At 74.3% G+C, this 20,115-nt stretch carries 17 protein-coding genes; 11 read left to right on the top strand and 6 right to left on the bottom strand.

From position 1 onward, the window contains the following. Positions 1 to 177: 177 nt before the first annotated feature. Positions 178 to 1,542: an FAD-dependent oxidoreductase gene (locus tag AB0N04_RS30885; protein WP_360215474.1), complete on the top strand. Its 1,365-nt coding sequence runs from the start codon at positions 178 to 180 to the stop codon at positions 1,540 to 1,542. A 49-nt stretch (positions 1,543 to 1,591) separates the two neighbouring features. Here the strand turns inward: AB0N04_RS30885 and AB0N04_RS30880 are convergent, their stop codons facing one another. Continuing rightward, positions 1,592 to 2,230, bottom strand: coding sequence for a TetR/AcrR family transcriptional regulator (locus tag AB0N04_RS30880; RefSeq protein ID WP_360215477.1), 639 nt, complete (start codon positions 2,228 to 2,230; stop codon positions 1,592 to 1,594). A gap of 169 nt (positions 2,231 to 2,399) precedes the next feature. Next, on the bottom strand, positions 2,400 to 3,032 hold the full coding sequence (locus AB0N04_RS30875) for an SRPBCC family protein (RefSeq protein ID WP_360215480.1): 633 nt from the start codon (positions 3,030 to 3,032) through the stop codon (positions 2,400 to 2,402). A gap of 209 nt (positions 3,033 to 3,241) precedes the next feature. Between AB0N04_RS30875 and AB0N04_RS30870 the strand changes: the two genes are divergently transcribed. Genes AB0N04_RS30870 through AB0N04_RS30860 form a run of 3 tightly spaced genes read left to right on the top strand, consistent with a single transcriptional unit; the run spans position 3,242 to position 5,189 of the window. Further along, entirely contained in the window at positions 3,242 to 3,748 is a 507-nt protein-coding gene (locus AB0N04_RS30870; protein WP_360215483.1) for a universal stress protein, read from the top strand. A gap of 44 nt (positions 3,749 to 3,792) precedes the next feature. Next, positions 3,793 to 4,947, top strand: a complete 1,155-nt coding sequence (locus tag AB0N04_RS30865) for an inorganic phosphate transporter (RefSeq protein WP_360215486.1) — start codon at positions 3,793 to 3,795, stop codon at positions 4,945 to 4,947. Beyond that, positions 4,944 to 5,189 carry a hypothetical protein gene (locus AB0N04_RS30860; RefSeq protein ID WP_360215489.1) on the top strand — a complete coding sequence of 82 codons (246 nt, stop codon included), beginning with the start codon at positions 4,944 to 4,946 and terminating at the stop codon, positions 5,187 to 5,189. The genes AB0N04_RS30865 and AB0N04_RS30860 overlap by 4 nt, the downstream gene beginning before the upstream one ends. A 24-nt stretch (positions 5,190 to 5,213) precedes the next feature. Here the strand turns inward: AB0N04_RS30860 and AB0N04_RS30855 are convergent, their stop codons facing one another. Next, positions 5,214 to 6,473: an amino acid permease gene (locus AB0N04_RS30855; RefSeq protein WP_360215492.1), complete on the bottom strand. Its 1,260-nt coding sequence runs from the start codon at positions 6,471 to 6,473 to the stop codon at positions 5,214 to 5,216. A gap of 243 nt (positions 6,474 to 6,716) precedes the next feature. On the opposite strand from AB0N04_RS30855, the gene AB0N04_RS30850 reads away from it, so the two are divergent. The 3 genes from AB0N04_RS30850 (at position 6,717) to AB0N04_RS30840 (ending at position 10,016) form a co-directional block, all read left to right on the top strand. Beyond that, positions 6,717 to 8,255, top strand: a complete 1,539-nt coding sequence (locus AB0N04_RS30850) for an MFS transporter (protein WP_360215495.1) — start codon at positions 6,717 to 6,719, stop codon at positions 8,253 to 8,255. A 69-nt stretch (positions 8,256 to 8,324) separates the two neighbouring features. After that, positions 8,325 to 8,714 carry an SCO5389 family protein gene (locus AB0N04_RS30845; protein WP_360215498.1) on the top strand — a complete coding sequence of 130 codons (390 nt, stop codon included), beginning with the start codon at positions 8,325 to 8,327 and terminating at the stop codon, positions 8,712 to 8,714. Between the two features lie 219 nt (positions 8,715 to 8,933). Beyond that, entirely contained in the window at positions 8,934 to 10,016 is a 1,083-nt protein-coding gene (locus AB0N04_RS30840) for an LLM class flavin-dependent oxidoreductase (RefSeq protein ID WP_360215501.1), read from the top strand. A gap of 28 nt (positions 10,017 to 10,044) precedes the next feature. Here AB0N04_RS30840 and AB0N04_RS30835 read toward each other — a convergent pair whose 3' ends face one another. After that, positions 10,045 to 10,611, bottom strand: coding sequence for a Uma2 family endonuclease (locus AB0N04_RS30835; protein WP_360215504.1), 567 nt, complete (start codon positions 10,609 to 10,611; stop codon positions 10,045 to 10,047). 201 nt (positions 10,612 to 10,812) lie between these two features. Here AB0N04_RS30835 and AB0N04_RS30830 point away from each other — a divergent pair, with 201 nt between their 5' ends. Continuing rightward, positions 10,813 to 11,820 carry an NADP-dependent oxidoreductase gene (locus AB0N04_RS30830; RefSeq protein WP_360215507.1) on the top strand — a complete coding sequence of 336 codons (1,008 nt, stop codon included), beginning with the start codon at positions 10,813 to 10,815 and terminating at the stop codon, positions 11,818 to 11,820. A gap of 79 nt (positions 11,821 to 11,899) precedes the next feature. Here the strand turns inward: AB0N04_RS30830 and AB0N04_RS30825 are convergent, their stop codons facing one another. Continuing rightward, positions 11,900 to 13,351 carry a WGR domain-containing protein gene (locus AB0N04_RS30825; RefSeq protein WP_360215510.1) on the bottom strand — a complete coding sequence of 484 codons (1,452 nt, stop codon included), beginning with the start codon at positions 13,349 to 13,351 and terminating at the stop codon, positions 11,900 to 11,902. A gap of 345 nt (positions 13,352 to 13,696) precedes the next feature. Between AB0N04_RS30825 and AB0N04_RS30820 the strand changes: the two genes are divergently transcribed. Next, positions 13,697 to 16,066: a lamin tail domain-containing protein gene (locus AB0N04_RS30820; protein WP_360215512.1), complete on the top strand. Its 2,370-nt coding sequence runs from the start codon at positions 13,697 to 13,699 to the stop codon at positions 16,064 to 16,066. 212 nt (positions 16,067 to 16,278) lie between these two features. After that, the gene (locus AB0N04_RS30815) at positions 16,279 to 17,088 is read left to right on the top strand and encodes a hypothetical protein (RefSeq protein ID WP_360215515.1); all 810 of its coding nucleotides are present in this window, start codon (positions 16,279 to 16,281) and stop codon (positions 17,086 to 17,088) included. 95 nt (positions 17,089 to 17,183) lie between these two features. Here the strand turns inward: AB0N04_RS30815 and AB0N04_RS30810 are convergent, their stop codons facing one another. Beyond that, positions 17,184 to 19,154 (bottom strand): heavy metal translocating P-type ATPase, encoded by a 1,971-nt coding sequence (locus AB0N04_RS30810; RefSeq protein ID WP_360215518.1) that lies wholly within the window; start codon positions 19,152 to 19,154, stop codon positions 17,184 to 17,186. Positions 19,155 to 19,413: 259 nt separating this feature from the next. Between AB0N04_RS30810 and AB0N04_RS30805 the strand changes: the two genes are divergently transcribed. After that, complete coding sequence (locus AB0N04_RS30805; protein ID WP_360215521.1) at positions 19,414 to 20,088, top strand: signal protein; 675 nt, start codon at positions 19,414 to 19,416, stop codon at positions 20,086 to 20,088. Positions 20,089 to 20,115 lie beyond the last annotated feature (27 nt).

Here is a 20,115-nt window from a genome sequence, read left to right as displayed (position 1 = left end):
GGGCCCGGGCCGGGTGCGGGGGGCCGGCCCCCCCCCCCCCGCCCCGCCCCCCGGCCATAGGTCGTCTCTATGACCCCATAGACCGGCACCGCCTACACCTCCGCGGGCCCGCCGGGTTGGCTGCAGGGACGTCCCCGTCCGCCTCCCCGCTGCGCCCGACCGGAGGTACCACCCACCATGACCCGCCCGATCAGGGTCGCGATCGTCGGCGCCGGCCCTGCCGGTGTGTACGCCGCCGACGCCCTGCTGAAGTCCGACGCCGCCCACGCCCCCGGGGTCTCGATCGACCTGTTCGAGCGGATGCCCGCCCCGTTCGGGCTGATCCGCTACGGCGTCGCCCCCGACCACCCCCGGATCAAGGGCATCGTGACCGCCCTGCACCAGGTGCTCGACAAGCCGCAGGTCCGCCTGTTCGGCAACGTCGACTACCCGGACGACCTCGCCCTCGACGACCTGCACCGGTTCTACGACGCGGTGGTGTTCGCCACCGGCGCCACGGCCGACCGGGCGCTCGGCCTCCCCGGGATCGGGCTGGAGGGCTCATACGGCGCCGCCGACTTCGTCTCCTGGTACGACGGCCACCCGGACGTGCCGAGGAGCTGGCCGCTGGAGGCCGAGAAGGTCGCCGTGCTCGGCGTCGGCAACGTGGCCCTGGACGTCGCCCGGATCCTCGCCAAGACCGCCGACGAGCTGCTGCCGACCGAGATACCCCCGAACGTCCACGCCGGGCTGCGCCGCAACCGGGCCGTCGAGGTGCACGTCTTCGGCCGCCGCGGCCCGGCGCAGGCCAAGTTCAGCCCGATGGAGCTGCGCGAACTGGACCACTCGCCGACGATCGAGGTGATCGTCGACCCCGAGGACATCGAGTACGACGCCGGCTCGATCGCCGAACGCCGGGCCGTCAAGCACGTCGACCTGGTCGCGGCGACGCTGGAGAACTGGGCGATCCGCGACGCCGGCGACCGCCCGCACCGCGTCCACCTGCACTTCTTCGAGTCGCCGGTGGAGGTCCTGGGCGAGGACGGCCGGGTCGTCGGCCTGCGCACCGAGCGCACCGAACTGGACGGCACCGGCAACGTGCGCGGCACCGGCCGGTTCCGGGACTGGGACGTCCAGGCCGTCTACCGGGCCGTCGGCTACTACTCCGACGAGCTGCCCAAGCTGCCCTTCGACCCGGTGTCCGGCACCGTCCCGCACGAGGCGGGGCGGGTCCTGGACGGCGACGGCTCGCACCGCGCGGCCACCTACGTCACCGGCTGGATCAAGCGCGGCCCGGTCGGTCTGATCGGCCACACCAAGGGCGACGCCAACGAGACCGTGGCCTGCCTGCTGGCCGACCACGCGGCCGGCCGCCTGCCCGGCGCCGTCGAGCCGGACCCCGAGGCCGTGGTCGCCCACCTGCGCGGGCAGGGCGTCCGGTTCACCACCTGGGAGGGCTGGCAGCTGCTGGACGCGCAGGAGCGCGCGCTGGGCGCGGCCGAGGGGCGCGAGCGGGTCAAGGTGGTCGAGCGCGAGGAGATGCTCCGGCACAGCGGGGCCTGAGCGGGCCCCCGGCGGGACCCGACGGCCCGGCAGCGGGTCGGGACCCGGGTCAGGGGCGGACGATCGGCAGCAGCACCTCGTCGACGATCGCCGCCGGATCGAGCCGGACGGCCGTTCCGCCGCAGGTCTTGATCCGGTACAGCATCAGCGCCGGCACCACGTCGGTGACCAGCGGGGTGACGGCCCCGGGGCGGACCTCGCCCCGGGCCGCACCCCGGGCCAGCACCTCGCCGATCAGTGCGGTGGTCGGCTGCACCACCCGCTCCAGCACGATCGCCAGGAAGACGTGGGCCCGCTGCTGGTCCAGCTCGCCCATGATCGCGCGCACGGCCGCGCCCGGTTCGCTGAACATCGCCGCGCGCAGCCTGGTCACGACCTCCATCAGGTCCCCGCGCAGGCCCCCGGTGTCCGGCGCCGGGCCGGCCGGGGGCAGGCTGGCCCGCAGCGCGTCCTTCACCAGCTCCTCCTTGGAGGGCCAGCGCCGGTAGAGGGCGGCCTTGCCGGTCTGCGCGGCGGCGGCCACGCCCTCCATGGTGAGCCGGGCGTAGCCGTCGGCGGTGAGCAGCCGGAGCGTGGCCTCGAAGATGGCGCTCTCCAGCGCCTCGCCGCGCCGCCGCAGCGGGGCGGCCGGCGACCGGGCCGGGGCGGCGGCCACCGACCGGCGCGCGACGTCGGTTTCAGCGGGCATGGCTGCGCACCTTCTTCGGTCCCGCCTCTCGACACGTCCCTCATCACGGCCGCCGATGGGCGGCCCGTCATGAGCGGAGCCGTTTCCCGCCTCCCGGGAACACTGTCGATGTTAGTGAACGAACCCGTTCCGCCCCAACCGTCCGTCCGCCGGTGTTCGACTGCGGCGTTCAGCAGGGCCCGTGCTGGGCTCGGACCTCGGCGGTGGCCTTCAGGTTCGCCAGCCAGGCCTCCAGCCCCTGGCCCAGGAGCGCGGTCGCGACGGGGACGTCGGCGTCGACCTGAGGCCCGGTGTGGGTCTCCTCGGTGCGCACCAGGACACCGTCCTCGACCCGGGTGAAGGTCCAGACGTGCACGCCGTCGATGTGCAGCCCCTCCCCGACCGCGGGGCCGGTCCAGCGGATGCAGGACCCGGGCCTGAGCTGCTCGACGGTCGAGGTGATCACCAGCTCGGTGGCCGGGGTCGCGGGGTTCGGCGGTACCGGCGTCGTCCAGCGGAACGCCGAGCCGGCCCGCAGCGGGCCGCCGTCGAGGCGCTGCGCCGTCTCCACCGGGGGCTGCCAGGACGGCCAGTCGGCCACGTCGGTCTGCACCTCCCAGACGGTGCGCAGCGGCGCGTGGATCACGGCCTCGGTCCGGTAGCGGACCTGCGCGCCGGGGTCGACGCCCTCGCCGCGGCAGGTCAGGGACGCGGCGCGGTGGGCGGTGGCGGCCCCGGCCGGCGCGGCGGCGCCGAGCAGAGCGGCCACGAGCGGGGCGGTGATCAGGGCGGCGCGGATGCGGTTGCTGCGGATGCCGGACACGGTGGTCCCCTTCGCTCGACTCGGAGATAGACACTCACGCGTTCGTTAGAAGTTATAACGGACGATCAGATGAAGGGTCAATGCCCGCGTGACAACCCCTAACGATTCCTTGATGCCATCGCCGTCCGATCCGGGCCCGCCCCACCCCGCCGCGGTGACATAGTGAGGCTCCTTTCCGGATCCCCCCTCGATCCCCGGAGCGTGACACCGTGAGCGTCGTCGTCTGGATCTCCCCGAGCACCTGGCCCGCCTGCGTCGACGCGGCGCGCTGCCACGCCCCGCCCGGGGCCGAGATCGTCCTGCTCCACGCCGTCGAACCCGCCTCGCACGCAGCGCCGGCACACCCGGACCGGACCGGCCGGGGCCCGTACGACCCCGACTCCCGCCTCGACGAACTCGCGGCGGCCTCCGGCGAGGGCCTGCTCAGGGCCGCCGCGAGACGTCTCGGCCGCCCCTGCACGGCCCGGGTGCGCGTCGGCCGCGTCGAGCGCGAGGTCGTCGCCGCCGCCGTCGGCGCCGACCTGCTCGTCCTCGCCCGCGGCGGCGACCGCCCGCACGGCCCCGACCGCGCCACCCGCTACGTCCTCGACCACGCCCCCTGCCCGGTCCTCCCGGTCCGGACCGGGCCCGGCACGCCGGAGCACCGACCCCTCGTCCCGCACCGCGGGACTCATCCGATCGGATGGCGCGCCGCGACACCCGGCGCGCCCGGGTAGTACGGACCCGGACGGGCGGCCACCGGCGGCTAGGGTTCGACCCCGTGACCGGCAACGACCTGGTCCTGGCCCTGGTGGTTGCCACCGCGCTGGGATTCGACTTCACCAACGGGTTCCACGACACGGGGAACGCCATGGCCACCTCGATCGTCACCGGGGCGCTGCGCCCACGGGTGGCGGTCGCCGTCTCCGCGGTGCTCAACCTGGTCGGCGCGTTCCTCTCGACCGCGGTGGCGGCGACCATCGCCAGCGGCCTGGTCGACAGCGGCGACGTCACCCTCACCGTGGTCATGGCGGGCCTGACCGGCAGCATCCTGTGGAACCTGGCCACCTGGTACCTCGGGATCCCGTCCAGTTCCTCGCACGCGCTGATCGGCGGCGTGGTGGGCGCGACCATCGCGGCGGCGGGCGGCTCGGCCGTCAAGTGGCAGGGGCTGGTCGCCAAGGTGATCGTGCCCGCGGCGCTGTCCCCGTTCATCGCGGGAGCCATCGCCGCCCTCGGCACCTTCCTGGTCTACCGGATCACCCGCCGGGTGGCCGAGGGCCCGCGCTCCCACGGGTTCCGGATCGGCCAGGTCGGCTCGGCCTGCATGGTCTCGCTCGCCCACGGCACCAACGACGCGCAGAAGACCATGGGCGTCATCACCCTGGCGCTGATCGCCAACGGCACCCTGCACGCCGGTGCGACCTCCCCGCCCTGGGTCATCACCTCCTGCGCGGTGGCGATCTCGCTCGGCACCTACATCGGCGGGTGGCGGGTCATCAGGGCGCTGGGCAAGGGGCTCGTGGAGATCGAAGCGCCGCAGGGGATGGCCAGCGAGTCGGCCTCGGCGGCCGTCATCCTCTCCTCCACGGACTTCGGCTACTCGCTCTCCACCACCCACGTGGCCACCGGGTCGATCCTGGGCTCCGGGGTCGGCAAGAAGGACGCGGAGGTGCGCTGGCACATCGCCCGCCGGATGGTGACGGCCTGGCTGTTCACCCTGCCCGCCGCCGGGTTGATGGGCGCCCTCGCCTACTGGGTCGCCAACGGGATCGGCGGCACGGCGGGCGTGGTGACCATCTTCGTCGTGCTGATCCTGGCCTCGGTCGCCTTCTTCGCGGCCTCCCGCCACCCGGCCGTGACCCCGGAGAACGTCAACGCCGCCTGGACCGGATCGGTCGTCCCGGCACCCGAGCAGGACGAGGTGGCCTCGTGAACAGCTGGATCAACCTCGACGCGCTCTGGCGGATCATCGTGGTCGGGCTGCTCGCCGGCGCCGGCCTCCCCGCGCTGTTCGCGGTCGGCCTGCTCGCGCTCGCCCCGCAGCCCCGCCCGGACGCGCCCGGCACCGACCGGCCGACCGCCGGCGTGCTCGGGTACGCCGTCGCCGGACTCTGCTTCGCCGTGGTGCTCGCCGCGATCGGCTGGGGCATCGCGGTGATCGTCAACCACAGCTGAGCACCCCGGGCGGCGCGGCGGCCTTCAGGACGTGGCGGCCCGGCGCAACCCGTAGGCGGCCGCGCCGACGGCCAGCACGGCCGCGCCGGAGAGCACCGAGGCGAGCGGCAGGGCGGCGGCCAGCGCCAGGCAGCCCGCCAGGCCGAGCGCGGGGACGACCCGCGGCGGGCGGCCCTCGGCCCGGGTGAGCGTCCAGGCCGAGGCGTTCGCGACGGCGTAGTAGGCCAGCACCCCGAAGGAGGAGAAGCCGATCGCCCCGCGCAGGTCGGCGCTCGCCGCCGCGACCGCCACCACGGCGCCGACCGCCAGCTCCGCCCGGTGCGGCACGCGGTAGCGGGGGTGGACCGCGGCCAGCACGTGCGGCAGGTGCCGGTCGCGGGCCATCGCGAAGGCCGTCCGGGAGACCCCGAGGATCAGCGCCAGCAGCGAACCGAGCGCGGCCACCGCCGCCCCCGCCCGGACCACCGGGACCAGCCCGTCCGCACCGGCCGCGCGCACCGCCTCGGACAGCGGCGCCGCGGCCGCGGCCAGCCGCTCGGGCCCGAGCACCGCCAGGACGGCCACGGCGACCAGGGCGTAGACGACGAGGGTGAGGCCCAGGGCCAGCGGGACGGCCCTCGGGATGGTGCGCGCCGGATCGCGGACCTCCTCCCCCAGGGTGGCGATCCGCGCGTAGCCCGCGAAGGCGAAGAACAGCAGGCCCGCCGCCTGCAGCACGCCGTGCGCGGAGGCGTCGGAGCCGATCTCCAGCCGGGTGGCGTCCGCGCCCTCCGAGCCCAGCGCCGCCACCACGACGGCGGCGAGCACCGCCAGCACGACCGCGACGATCCCCCTGGTCAACCAGGCGGACTTCTGCACGCCGACGTAGTTCACCGCCGTCAGGGCGACCACCGCGGCGACCGCCACCGCGTGCGCCTGCCCCGGCCAGACGTATCCGCCCACCGTCAGCGCCATCGCGGCGCAGGACGCGGTCTTGCCGACGACGAACGCCCAGCCGGCCAGGTAGCCCCAGAACTCGCCGAGCCGCTCCCGTCCGTAGACGTACGTCCCGCCGGACTGCGGGTAGCGGGCGGCCAGTCGCGCCGAGGAGGTCGCGTTGGCGTAGGCGACCACGGCCGCGAGGGCCAGCCCCGGCAGGAGTCCGGAGCCGGCCGCGCCGGCCGCCGGTGCCAGTGCGGCGAAGATCCCGGCCCCGATCATCGAGCCCAGCCCGATCACCACGGCGTCGAACAGCCCCAGCTGACGGCGCAGTTGCGGCTGGGCACTCCCGGCCGGTCGGTTCATGGCAGGCTCCCGTGTCGATCTCCGATGCCCGTGCACGGTATCCCAGCCCGGGAACGGGAGGACGGCCGCCCCGCGGCGCGACGGACCGGCCCGCCGACACCCTCTCCGGCGCGCTGTCCGGAAACCGCCGACTGTCCGTAATGAACGGTTGTGTTCCCTATATCCCGGAGCTAGTGTCGTGGTAGTGGACGCTTCCGCCACCCTCCCGCCACCGTTCGCTCCCCAGCCACCGGGAGACCTGCCATGGCCACCTCGCGTGCCCTGGCCCAAGCTCCGCCCGCGCCCGCGCGCCGCGGCCAGCACCCAGGGATAGCCCTCACCGTCATCGCGGCCACCCAGCTCATGGTCGTGCTCGACATCACGATCGTGAACATCGCCCTGCCGCACATCCAGCAGGCACTGAACTTCAACACCACCGACCTGTCCTGGGTCATCAACGCCTACACCCTGACCTTCGGCGGACTGCTGCTGCTCGGCGGGCGGACCGGAGACATCCTCGGGCGCCGGCGGGTCTTCATCGCCGGCGTGCTGGTCTTCGCCCTGGCCTCGCTGCTCGCCGGCGTCGCACAGTCCTCCGCGTGGCTGCTGGCCGCCCGCTCCCTGCAGGGGCTGGGCGGCGCGATCGCCTCGCCGACCGCGCTGGCCCTGATCGCCACCAACTTCCGGGAGGGCCCGGAGCGCAACCGCGCCTTCGGCGTCTTCTCCGCCGTCGCCGGCGCTGGCGGCGCCATCGGGCTGCTGCTCGGCGGCATGCTGACCTCCTGGCTGTCCTGGCGCTGGGTGTTCTTCGTCAACGTGCCGATCGGCATCGCGATCGCCCTGCTGGCGCCGCTCTACATCAACGAGTCCGAACGGCACCCCGGCCGCTTCGACCTGGTCGGCGCCTTCACCGCCACGGTGGGCATGGTCTCGCTGGTGTTCGGGTTCATCCGGGCCGCCGAGCACGGCTGGACGGACTCGGTGACGCTCCTGTCGTTCAGCCTCGCCGTGGTGCTGCTGGCCGCGTTCGTGCTCAACGAGCGGCGGGCCCCGCAGCCGATCACCCCGCTGCACCTGTTGCGCGACCGCAACCGCTCCGGCGCGTACGGGCTGATGCTCTGCGTGGCCGCGGCGATGTTCAGCATCTTCTTCTTCGTGACCCTCTTCGTGCAGGACATCCTCGGGTTCAGTCCGCTCCGGGCCGGCTTCGCCTTCCTGCCGATCAGCGTGGCGATCATCGCCGCCGCCCAGTTCGCGGCCCGCAACCAGGTGCGGTACGGCCCCAAACCCTTCCTCGTCACGGGTTCGTTCCTGGTGCTGGGCGGGGTGGTCTGGGCCGCCCAGACCGGCATCACCACCACGTACGTCGGCGGCGTCCTCGGCCCGACCCTGCTGTTCGGCCTCGGCATGGGCTCGATCTTCGTCCCGGTGATGCTGACCGCCGTCTCGCACGTCGCCCCGCACGAGACGGGCGCGGCCACCGGCATGCTCAACACCACCCAGCAGGTGGGCGGCTCGCTGGGCCTGTCGATCCTGGTGACGGTCTTCGGCACCGCCAGCCGCAACGAGGCCCGGCAGCAGCTCGGCGCGTTCCTCCACCAGGCCACCCCGCAGCAGCTCGTCGAGTTCCGGGCGACCGGACGGCTGCCGGCGCCGTACTCCTCGCAGGTGCTCGTGCACGGCATCTCCAGCGCCTTCCAGATGGGGCTGGTGTTCGCGGCGCTCGCGGTGCTGATCGCGGTGTTCGTCATCAAGGTCCGCCCGGCACCGGCGCCCGTCAGTCCTTCGGGGGAGGGTGCTTGACAGGGCCTCAGGGGATCCGGGACAGTCGAGTTAGAAATGGTTTTCATCTCCGATAGAGGAGTATCACCCATGTCCCTCGACGTCTCCCCCACCCTGCTCGCCCAGGCCGCGCAGGGCAGCGTCGACCAGTCCGACTTCATCGACATCGTCCGCACCTCGCTCCCGTACGCCTACCGGGTCGTCTCCGGGCTCAGCGCCGAACTCGGCGCCACCGACGCCGAGTTCACCACCGACAACACCACGCCCAGCGACCACGAGCGCGCCCAGCTGCTGCGTGCGCTGGCCAGCAACGCCATCCGGGGCAGCCTGGAGGAGCACTTCGCCGTCAAGCTCGCGTTCGTCAACTGCCACCGCGTCGGCGCCTTCCGCCCCGGCACCGAGGACGGCGACGCCTACCGCGAGTTCACCTCCCTGCACAACCAGATCCGCAACCAGAGCCCCGAGCTGCGCAGCTGCTGACGCCGGGCAGCCCACCGGCCGGCCCCCGCGCCCCCGCGCGGGGGCCGAGCCCCCGCCCGGCCCGTGACGGCGGTCAGGGTGAACCGGGGTTGCACCGTGTTGCGGGCGGGTGACACCGTGCCCGGCGATCTTGTCGGGGCGCGATCGGCTGCGTACGTTCGACCCGTACCGGCCGTCCCGGCCCTGCGGGGCCGCCCCACACCACACGGAGCACCCACCATGCTGCGGAAACTCGGCTTCCTCACCATCGGACTGTTCGACGAGGCCGACCCGCGCCGGGGCCACGAGGACACCCTCGACCTGATCACCCTCGGCGAGCAGCTCGGCTTCGACAGCGCCTGGCTCCGCCACCGCCACCTCCAGTACGGCATCTCCTCGCCCGTCGCCGTCCTCGCCGCGGCCTCCCAGCGCACCCGCCGGATCGAACTCGGCACCGCCGTCACACCGCTCGGCTGGGAGAACCCGCTGCGCCTCGCCGAGGACCTCGCCACCGTCGACGTCCTCTCCGGCGGCCGCCTCAACGCCGGGATCAGCATCGGCCCGCCCACCCACTTCGAGAACGTCCGGGCCGCGCTCTACCCCGACACCGCCGAACACGAGGACTTCGGGCACCGCCGCGCCGAGCGGCTGCTGGAGCTGGTCCGCGGCGAGCCCGCCTCGGACTTCGTCGGCACCGAGGGCATCGAGGTCTACTCCCGCCGGGTCCAGCCGCACTCCCCGGGCCTGGCCGCCCGCATCTGGTACGGGGCCGGCAGCCTGCGCTCCGCCCGCTGGGCCGGCGACCACGGGCTCAACCTGCTCACCAGCAGCGTCGTGAAGGCCGAGGAGTCCGAGGACTTCGCCGAGAACCAGCGCGCGCAGATCCACGCCTTCCGCGCCGCGCACCCCGACGGCGATCGCGCCCGGGTCTCCCAGGGCCTCGTCGTCATCCCCACCGACGGCGCCACCCCCGAGCAGCGGGCCAAGTACCGGGCGTACGCCGAGGCCCGCACCCCGCGCACGCTCGCCCCGCAGGGACCGGCCCGGATGCTGTTCGCGCCGGACCTGGTCGGGACGTCGGCGGAGATCGCCGAGCGGCTGGAGGAGCACGCCGGGTACCGGGAGGTCGACGAGGTGGCCTTCGCGCTGCCCTTCACCTTCGACCGGGCGGACTACGGGCAGATCCTCACCGACATCGCCACCCGCCTCGGCCCGGCCCTCGGCTGGCGGCCCGCGGACGCCGGTTCGGACGCGGACGCGGACGCGGGCACGGGCACGGGCACGGGCACTGGCACTGGCACTGGCACGGGGACGAACGGCTGACCCGGGGGCCGCGCAGACACCGGCACGGTCAGAACTCGCCGGTCTCCAAATCGAGTTCGAAGGGCGCGGGCAGGCGCACCCGGGTGCCGAAGGGGTGCGGGCCGGAGGCCAGGGTGTAACCGAGCGTGCCGGGCTCGGAGAACAGGGTGCAGGAGCGGTCCTGCCGGTCGACCAGCAGGTAGAGCGGCGCGCCGAACTGGGCGTAGCGCCGGCGTTTCACGGTGCGGTCGGTGTCGGCGTTGGACGGCGAGGTGACCTCGACCACCAGCAGGGTCTGGTCCGGCAGCAACGCCCCCTCCGACTTGGCGAGTTCGGCCGGGACCACGGCCAGGTCGGGCACGTAGAAGTTCTCCGTGCCCGGCAGGTCCAGGTTGCCGGAGCCGGCGCGCAGACCCAGTTCGCGCATCCGCGGGCCGATCTGCTCGCGGATCAGGTCGATGGCGCTCTCATGCGCCCAGGACGGCGACACGGGGGTGATGACTCCCTCGACGATCTCGACGCGGTCGCCCGCGATGTGCTGAATCGCGTACTTGAGGGCCTGCTCCGGGTTCGGCACCCGGCTGTAGTCGCCGGGGCCGATGTGCGCTGTGCTCACTCGTTGCTCTCCTGTCCGGCGCCGGCCCGCGCGCCCGGGGGCCGCCCGCGGGCCAGACTACCGGTGCCCGGCCGCACCGGCCGGGAGCGGCGGCCGGGCAGCGGCACGGGCGGCAGCGCGGACGACGGGTCTGGTCAGATGAATAAGCGCTTGCTTAGAATCGGGCGGCCAGTGCAGCAGCGAGCGTGCCCAGGAGATGCCATGACCGCAGTCAACCGCCAGATCCGCCTTGCCCGCCGGCCGGTCGGGGAGGTGCGGGCGGAGGACTGGACCCACGGGTCCGAGGCCGTGCCGACGGCCGGGGAGGGCGAGTTCGTCGGCCGCACCCGCTACCTCTCACTCGACCCGGCCATGCGCGGCTGGCTCGACGACCGGCCGTCCTACCTGCCGCCGGTCGGGATCGGCGAGGTGATGCGCGCCGGGTCGGTGGTCGAGGTCGTCGAGTCGCGGCACCCGAAGTACCGGGTCGGCGACCACGTGGTCGGCACCTTCGGCGTCCAGGAGTACGCGCTCTCGGACGGCCGCGGCACCCTGAAGGTCGACCCCGCGCTCGCACCGCTGTCCACCTACCTGGGCGCGCTCGGCATGCCCGGCATGACCGCCTACTTCGGCCTGCTCGACGTCGGGGCGCTCAAGGAGGGCGAGACGGTGGTGGTCTCCGGTGCCGCCGGGGCCGTCGGCACCATGGTCGGGCAGATCGCCAAGGTGAAGGGCTGCCGCGTCGTCGGCATCGCGGGCGGCCCGGAGAAGTGCGCGCTGCTCACCGGGGAACTGGGCTTCGACGCGGCGATCGACTACCGCGCCGAGGACGTCCGCAAGGCACTGCGCACCCACGCACCGGACGGCATCGACGTGTACTTCGACAACGTCGGCGGCGAGATCCTGGACGCCGCGCTGACCCGCCTGGCGATGCACGCCCGGGTGGTGGTCTGCGGCGCGATCAGCCAGTACAACAACGAGACCGCCGTGCAGGGCCCGTCCAACTACCTGTCGCTGCTGGTGCGCCGGGCCCGGATGGAGGGGTTCGTGGTCTTCGACTACGCCCGCCGGTACCCGGAGGCCGCGAAGGAGCTGGCCGGCTGGATCGGCGCGGGCCGGATCAAGGTCAAGGAGCACGTGCTGGACGGCGGCGTGGACGACTTCCCGGCGGCCCTCGGGATGCTGTTCCGCGGCGAGAACACCGGCAAGCTGGTGCTGCGCCTGGCCTGATCCGCCGCCGCGGGCAGCGGTGCGCGCGCACCGCGGGCGGCCGCCGGAGCACCGGCGGCCGCCCGCGTGCCGGGTGCGCTCAGAGCAGGCGCTTGATCTCCCCGCGCGCCCGGTAGAAGCCGCCCGAGGCGGACTCCCGCACCTCGGCGACCAGGTACCGCGCCCCGGGGACCCGGATGTCCTTCGGGAACTGCACCCGGCGCGCCCGGTCGTAACCCGCCGACACCACCCGCACCCGCAGCCGGTTGCCGTCCTGCACGCACTCCACCTCGACCCCGGCACCGGCCGGCCCGTCGGCCGTGACGGTGACCGTCTCCAGGGCGGCGCCCGCCAGCACCGGCTCCCAGCCCGTGTCCCGCACCTCGGCCGTGGCCGGCAGGGTGCCGCCCTCGGCCGCCCGCACGGCGTGCTCGCTCGCGTCCAGGCAGGCCAGCGAGCCGTCGGTGGTGACGACGTACAGCCGGCCGTCGCGGTACTGCATGCTGTACGCCGAGCCGCAGCCGGTGGCGAGCTTCCAGAGCCGGGTGCCGTCGGCCGCGAAGCAGTAGACGGAGGAGTGGTTGTCCCCGGCGAAGACGTACTCGCCGTCCGGGGAGGCCGCGCAGGAGAAGACCGCCGCGTCGCAGCGGTAGGCCGCCGTCTCGGCGCCGTCGGACTTGCGCAGCCGGTGCACCCAGCCGCGCGACGTCCCGGCGAACACCGAGTCGGCCTCCTGCCAGCCGAACAGCACCTCGCCCTTGGTGGCGGTGTGCCAGAGCTGCTCCCCGCCGCGGGAGGCGTAACGGGCGACACCGCGCGAGTGCCCGTGGTAGACGCCGTCGGCGTCGCAGCGCACCATCCAGCCGGAGTTCCCGTCGGCGTTGCGGCGCCACTGGAACTCGTCCTCGTGGTCCACCGTGGTGAGGCCGCCGCGCTCGTCGGCGACGCCGAGCACGCCGTCGTGGATGTCGAGCCAGAAGATGTCCACGTCCTCGGCGATCTCGTACGCCACCCGCGGCACCTTGCCGCCCAGGTCGTAGACCTTGCCGTTGTCGCAGCCCGCGTAGATCCACCAGTCGTCGGCGACGATGCACTTGACGCCGTCCGGCAGGCCGAAGCGGGCGGTGACCTCGCCGTCGTGGGTGAGCGTGTAGACGTCGCCGCGCTCGTTGCCCACCCAGGCGTGCTCCTCGCCCACGAAGATGCCGAAGGCGGGCGAGCCGGAGCGGAAGCGCCACAGCAGCGGCGCCTGGGTCGCGGTGGAGCGGCTGCTGACGATCTGCCGGCGGGTCACCCCGCGCCGCTCGCGCACGCCCTGGACGGCGGGCGCGTAACCCTTGCGCACCTTCTCGCCGATCTTCTTGGCCGCCGCGGCGGCCGCCTTCTCGGCGCTCGGGTAACCGGTGGTCTTGCTCTGCCCTGCGTCGCCGATCCGCCCGTAGCGGACGGTCACCGTGGTGCCGGCGAGCCGCACCTCGTAGAACTTGTGCGCACCCCCCTCGTCCTCGGACAGTTCGAGGTAGGTGACCTGCTCTTCCACGGCAACGGACACGACGAAGTCCCCTTTCGGGCAACGGAGATGACGGACACGGGCGGGGCTGCGGAGACGGCGCACCGGAGCCGGACGGCACCGGGAACGCGACCCGGGCCTGCACCCGCCGCTCACCCACGACCCCCAACCTAGGCCCCGGCACTGACAACGCGTCCGCCGGGTGCCCACCGGAGGGCCGCCTCCCACTTGCCGCCCGGCGAACCGTTCTTCCTCCGTACATCTGGCCGTCGCCCTCCGCGCACGGTAGGGATCGGGTGGCGTTGCTAGAACCTCAGCGCCCGACCTTTCTTGTCCGTGGTCATGCCGCCGGGTCACGAGCCCGTGCGGCCGTCAGGAGGAAGCCCGATGCGGAGAACCCAGCGAGTTCGGCGCCGAGCGATGGCGGGGGCGGCCGCCGCGGCCGTGGTGGGGGCCCTGCTGGCACTGCCGGGGGGCGTCGCTCAGGCGGCCTCGCCGGACGTGGTGATCAGCCAGGTGTTCGGCGGGGGCGGCAACTCGGGCGCCCCGTACACCAACGACTTCGTCGAGCTCTACAACCGCGGCACCGCGCCGGTCTCCGTCACCGGCTGGACGGTCCAGTACGCCTCGGCGAGCGGCTCCTCGTGGACCAGGACCACGCTCTCCGGGACGATCGCGCCCGGGCACTACTTCCTGGTCCAGGAGGGCGCCGGGGCCGGTGCGGGCGCGGCGCTGCCGACTCCCGACGCCACCGGGACGATCGCGATGTCCGCCACCTCCGGCAAGGTCGCGCTGGTCACCAACGGCACCGCGCTGACCTGCTCCTCGGGCTGCGCGACGCAGGCCGGCGTGCGGGACTTCGTCGGCTACGGGTCCGGCGTCAGCTCCGCCGAGGGCTCGCCGACCGGCGCCCTGTCCAACGGCACGGCCGCCCTGCGCGCCGGCGGCGGCGCCACCGACACCGACAACAACGCGGCCGACTTCGCCGTCGGCTCGCCCGCGCCGCGCAACGCGGCCTCCACCGGCGGGGGCGGCACCGGCGGCACCCGCATCCACGACATCCAGGGCGCCGCCCGCACCTCCCCGCTCACCGGCAGCGCCGTCAGCTCGGTGCCCGGCGTGGTCACCGCCGTCGGCCCCAGCGGCTTCTGGTACCAGGACCCGCAGCCCGACGGCGACCCGGGCACCAGCGAGGGGATCTACGTCTACACGGCCGGCGCGCCCGCCGTCGCCGTCGGCGACTCGGTCACGGTGAGCGGCACCGTCAGCCAGTACCGCCCCGGCGGCACCGGTGGCACCACCAACCTGTCGATCACCGAACTGACCGCACCCACCGTCGGCGTGGTCGCCCACAACGCGCCGCTGCCCGCCGCCACCCTGGTCGGCGCCGGCGGGCGGGTACCGCCGTCCGCGGTGATATCCGGCGTCACCAGCGGGGACGTCGAGACCGCCGGCGGCTACCGGCCCACCACCGACGGCCTGGACTTCTGGGCGTCGCTGGAGGGCATGCGGGTCGAGATCGACAACGCCGCCGTCGTCGGCCCCAGCAACACGTACGGCGACCTGCCCGTCGTCCCGCAGGGCAGCACCACCCGCACCAACCGGGGCGGCATCCTGCTGCAGGCCGCCGACGGCAACCCGGAGCGGGTCACCCTCGGCAACGCGCTGGCGCCCACCCCCACCGCCAACGTCGGCGACACCCTCACCGGCGCCACCGTCGGCGTCCTCGACTACTCCTTCGGCAACTTCAAACTGCAGGTCACCGCGACCCCGACGGTCGCCTCCGGCGGCATCGCCCCCGAGGTCACCGCGGCACCGGCGGCCGGCCAGCTCGCCGCCGCCACCTTCAACGTGGAGAACCTCGCCCCCTCCGACCCGCAGAGCAAGTTCGACGGCCTGGCGGCGGGCATCGTCACCAACCTGCGCTCGCCCGACCTCGTCGCCCTCGAGGAGATCCAGGACAACAGCGGCGCCACCGACGACGGCGTCACCGCGGCCGACCAGACGGTCGCCAAGCTCACCGCCGCGATCACGGCCGCCGGCGGCCCGGCCTACTCCTACCGCCAGATCAACCCGGTGGACGGCCAGGACGGCGGCCAGCCCGGCGGCAACATCCGCCAGGTCTTCCTCTTCCGCACCGACCGCGGCCTGAGCTTCACCGACCGCGCCGGCGCCGGCTCCACCACCGCCGACTCGGTGGTCAACGCTGGCGGCACCCCGCAGCTGGCCTACTCCCCCGGCCGGATCGACCCGACCAACTCCGCCTTCAACGCCAGCCGCAAGCCGCTCGCCGGGGAGTTCCGGTGGAACGGCAAGCCGGTCTTCGTGATCGCCAACCACTTCAACTCCAAGGGCGGGGACCAGCCGCTCTTCGGCCGCTACCAGCCGCCCGCGCACCCGTCCGAGGCCCAGCGCCACAAGCAGGCGACGGTGGTGAAGGGCTTCACCGACCAGATCCTCGCGGTGGACCCGAACGCCTCGGTCATCGTGCTCGGCGACCTCAACGACTTCGAGTTCTCGCAGACCGCCGACATCCTCACCGCCGGCGGCTCGCTCACCGACCTGCCGCGCACCCTCCCGCTGCCCGAGCGCTACACCTACGTGTACGAGGGCAACTCCCAGGTGCTCGACCACATCCTCATCTCCGGCGCGCTCGCGGCGAAGGCCTACAGCTACGACATCGTGCACATCAACAGCGAGTTCAGCGGCCAGCTGAGCGACCACGACCCGCAGGTCGTGCGGATCCCGCTGCCCTGACGTCCCGTCCGCCGACGAGGTGCCGGCTCCCGCCACGGGGGCCGGCACCGCCGCCGTTCCGGCCCCGCCCGACCGTGCGGGGCCGCCGGGGGGCCGCGGTGCGGCGGGCCGCCGTGCCTGTTCGGGCAGTCGGTGCTGCCCGCGAGGACCTGCCGGGCCCGCCCGTCCTTCGGGTATGAGTGGGGGGAGCCGCCACCGCGAAGGAGCCCACCGTGCAGGCCCGAGACACCGCCAGGACCGCCGACACCAGGACGGAGGAGTCCGCGGCCGCCCGTACGCCGGTCCGCCGCACGGCCGCCGCACCGCCCGCGCTCGCCCTCCAGCGCAGCGTCGGCAACACCGCCGTGGCCCGGATGATGCGTCAGGACGGGCGGCCCCGGGCCGGGGAGACCGTCCAGCGGATGGCCGCCGCCGGGCCGAAGTTCCTCGCCATGAGCCGGGAGTGGTTCGCCGAGCACGGCACCGAGGTCTTCGAGGTCGACTACTACACCTTCCTCGACGCGAAGAACATCAGCACGAAGCCCCAGGTGCACGAGGAGGACTTCAAGGCCTCCGTGCGCGGCGAGTGGGAGGCCGCCCGGGCCGCACAGGCCCAGGCCCAGCAGGACGCGGCGGCCGTCGTCGAACAGCGCCGGGCCTCGACCGCCGCCGACCGCCGGGACACCTGGCAGATGGTCGGCACCGTCCGGTACGCCAACGGCGTGGGCCTCGGCAACGCCGACCGCAACCTGGAGGAGCAGGTCAGGCTCAACCAGATCCGGGTCAACACCTCCACCGGGCACGTCGAGCCGGTCCTCAACCGCCGCTACCACTTCCACGTCGCCGGCGGCTCCCACGGCGCGGCGATCGTCTTCCTGCTCGACGCGGACTTCCGGGTCGTCCCCTGCATCTACGACTACGCCGACTCGCGCTCGCAGAACCGCTACAACTGGAACAACAGCGGGACCAACTACGACAGCGGCGCGGACGTGCCGGGCCTGGCCGAGTCCGTCGCCCGCGCCGCGCAGCTGGGCAACGGCTGACGGCCGCCCGGCGTCGGAGCCCGGTCAGGGCCCGGTGAGGTGGCGCAGGTAGGCCTCGGGCGCTCCAGGTAGCGGCGCCGGTCGCCGGGCCGGGCTCAGGCGTCGCCGGGCCAGGCCGCCTCGCGCAGCAGGCGCAGTCCGTTGAGCCCGACCAGCACGGTGGAGCCCTCGTGGCCGAGGACGCCGAGCGGCAGCGGGAGGGTCGCGACCAGGTCCCAGAGCACCAGGGCGGTGATGAACCCGCCGGCGAGCACGAGGTTCTGGACGACCAGCCGGCGCGCCCGGCGGGACAGCTCGATCACCGCGGGGACGGTGGCGAGCTCGTCCCGGACCACGACCGCGTCGGCCGTCTCCAGGGCGAGGTCGGAGCCGGCCCGGCCCATCGCGACGCCGGTGTGCGCCGCCGCCAGTGCCGGGGCGTCGTTGACGCCGTCGCCGATCACCAGCACCCGGCGGCCGGCGGCCTCCAGCTCCCGGACGGCCGCGACCTTCCCCTGTGGCAGCAGTCCGGCGCGGACCTCGGTGATGCCCGCCTCGGCGGCCAGCCGGGCCGCGGCCCGCGGGTTGTCCCCGGTGACCAGCAGCGGCGTGCCGTCGGTCAGCCCGGCCAGGGCGGCGACGGTGGCGGCCGCGTCCGGGCGCAGCCGGTCGGCGGTGCCGAGGACGCCGACCGGCACGCCGGCGACCTCCACCAGGACGGCCGTGCGGCCGGCCTCCTCCAGGGCGGCGGCCAGTGCGGCCGCCTCGCCGGCGGCGCCGTCCGCGCGGCCGCCGAGCAGCCGGACCGGGGCACCGACGCCGACCACCCGGCCGTCGACGGTGGCGCTCACGCCGACGCCGGGGACGGAGCTGAAGTCCGCCGCGTCCGCGAGCGCCAGACCCCGGGTGCGGGCGGCGGCCACGACCGCGCGGGCCAGCGGGTGCTCGCTGGGGTGCTCGACGGCCGCGGCCAGCGCCAGCAGGGCGTCCTCGTCGAGGCCCGAGCCGGCCAGCGGGCGCAGTTCGGTGACCCTGGGGGTGCCCTCGGTCAGGGTGCCGGTCTTGTCGAGTGCGACGGCGTCCACCTGGCCGAGGCGCTCCATCACCACGGCGGACTTCACCAGGACGCCGTGGCGGCCGGCGTTGGCGATGGCGGAGAGCAGCGGGGGCATGGTGGCCAGCACCACCGCGCAGGGCGAGGCGACGATCATGAAGGTCATCGCGCGCAGCAGCGCGTCGGTCAGGGCCGTTCCGGCGGCCAGCGGGACGGCGAAGACGGCGAGGGTGGCGGCCACCATGCCGAGGGAGTAGCGCTGTTCGACCTTCTCGACGAACAGCTGGGTGGGCGCCTTGGTCGCGGAGGCCTCCTCGACCATGGCGACGATCCGGGCGATCACCGAGTCGGCGGCGTCGCGCCCGACCCGGATCCGCAGGGCGCCGGTGCCGTTGAGGGTGCCCGCGAACACCTCGTCGCCGGGTTCCTTGGCCACCGGCAGCGGCTCGCCGGTGATGGTGGCCTGGTCGACCTCGCTCGCGCCGTCCAGGACCCGGCCGTCGGCGCCGATCCGCTCCCCGGGCCGGACCAGCACGGTGTCGCCGACGGCGAGCACCCCGGTGGGGACGAGCTCCTCCCGGCCGTCGGGGAGCAGCCGGGTGGCGGTGGCCGGGGCGAGGTCGAGCAGTCCGCGCACCGAGTCGGCGGTGCGGGCGGTGGCCAGGGCCTCCAGTGCGCCGGAGGTGGCGAAGATGACGATCAGCAGGGCGCCGTCCGTGACCTCGCCGACGGCGGCGGCGCCGAGGGCGGCGACGATCATCAGCAGGTCGACGTCGAGGATCCGCTCGCGCAGCGCCAGGAGGCCGGCCCGGGCCGGTTCCCAGCCGCCGGCGGCGTAGGCGAGCGCGTACAGCGGGCCCCAGGACCAGGCGGGGGCACCGGCGAGGTGGAGCGGCAGGGCGACCAGGAAGAGCGCCGCCGCGGCGGCGGCCCAGCGGGCCTCGGGCAGCGAGAGCACCCGGGTGCGGCGCCGTGCGGCGGGGGCCGTGGGCGCGAGCGGGGGTACGGGGCGCTCGGTCAGGGTGGCGGGCATGGCAGCAGGACCCTTCGGGCAGGGCGGGACTCTCGACCGATCAACCATACATGTACATATGAACGCACTTTCATTCGTCGACCGCCGCGAGGCGGCCCGGAAGCGGGCCGGATGCGGGGCCGCTCCGGGGCCGGAGCGGGCGCGGAGCAGCTGCCGGGCGGCGGGAGGGCGGCTCGCGGGACGGACTGCGGTGCGGTCCGCGGGGCAGCCTCGAAAATCCGTTCCGGGGGTCGCCCGGCACCCCCTAAGCTTTACGATCATGCTTGCAAGACGACTGGCCGGGCTGCTCGTCGGCGCCCTCGCCCTCACCGCGGCCTGCACCGCCGCCCCGGCACCCGACCGGGCCGCGCCCTCCGGCACCCCGCCCGTCGCCGACGAGCCGTCGCCCGAGCCGCACACCCCGCTCGCCGTACACGCCCTCACCTCGGCCGAGCTGCAGTCCCGCTGGTGGGACTGGGCCACCTCGGTGGCGGAGGAGCGCAACCCGGTCACCGACCAGGACGGCCACCTGTGCGGTCAGGGCCAGCGGGACGACGTCTGGTTCCTGGCCGGCACCACCGGCGGCGCCGTGACCCGCACCTGCAACGTCCCGGTCGGGCTCCCGATCGCGTTCCCGCTGGTGAACCTGTTCGGCGAGTCGTCCGACTGCCTGGAGTTCATGGACTCCGCACAGGGCAGCGCCACCCTGGACGGGCGCGAGCTGACCGCCGAGGCGCTCGGCTCCACGCCGATCCGGATGTACCCGCAGGAGGGCAACCCGTTCACCAGCGGGGAGGGCAGCGTCAACACCCACTCCTGCGGACTGTGGGTCCGGCTGGATCCCCTCGACCCCGGCAGCCACGAACTGACCCTGCGCGGCCGGTCCGGCGCCTTCACCACCTCGGTCGACTACCACCTCAAGGTCGCCCGGCCCGTCCCCACCAACGCGGCCTGACCGGGCGCCGGCCCGGCGCGGCGCGCG

Source organism: Kitasatospora sp. NPDC051702 (genome assembly GCF_040681575.1).
Classification (GTDB): Bacteria; Actinomycetota; Actinomycetes; order Streptomycetales; family Streptomycetaceae; genus Kitasatospora.
The sequence above is the reverse complement of the archived record's forward strand: the minus strand, read 5'-3'. Positions and strand labels throughout refer to the sequence as shown.